1 protein-coding gene is annotated in these 631 nt (G+C 69.9%); it reads left to right on the top strand.

Annotated features, from left to right (window positions below; all coding sequences use genetic code 11):
- Positions 1–290: 290 nt before the first annotated feature.
- A partial coding sequence (locus AB6A65_RS16455) for a D-alanyl-D-alanine carboxypeptidase family protein (protein WP_371039477.1) occupies positions 291–631 on the top strand: 341 nt, incomplete at its 3' end.

Genomic DNA, 631 nt, shown 5'->3' with positions numbered 1-631 from the left:
GGGGCCCGACACGGTGCACGGCACGGCGCGCGGCACGGTGCGCGGCGCGGCGTGGTGCGACGGGGCGCCGCCGTCACCGCTGCGCCGCTTCGCCACGAAAATGCCGACATCGTCAGGCTTTGTCGCATGCGGCTGTTGTGGTAGCGTATCCGCAAAACAACCAGCGGTCGGGCGCGACGACTCGACCCGAGGCAGACGAGGCAGAGACAGTGAGCGAGGGGTACCGCCTGCGGCCCGTGCGGGCCTGCGTCATTTTCGCGCTTTCCCTTTGGATCGCGGCGCTCGCGCCCATGGGCGCGGCGGCTGCGCCCTATGCCGCGCTGGTCATGGACGCGCGCAGCGGCGAAGTGCTGCACGCCGAAAACGCGGACACGCGGCTGCATCCGGCCTCCCTGACGAAGATGATGACGCTCTACGTCGTCTTCGAGGCGGTGGAGAACGGCGAGATCGACCTCGACGACAAGGTGACGATCTCCCGCGCCGCCGCCGCGGAACCGCCCTCCAAGCTCGGTCTGCGAAGCGGGCAGGAGATCAAGCTGCGCTATTTGATCCGCGCGTCGGCGGTGAAATCGGCCAACGACGCGGCCACCGCGCTCGCCGAGGCGATCTCGGGCTCCGAAGCGGCCTTCGC

Origin of the sequence: Rhodosalinus sp. FB01 (assembly GCF_041365715.1) — a bacterium.
In the GTDB taxonomy this organism is placed as follows: Bacteria; Pseudomonadota; Alphaproteobacteria; order Rhodobacterales; family Rhodobacteraceae; genus Rhodosalinus.
This window is presented reverse-complemented; position numbering and strand designations above follow the sequence as displayed.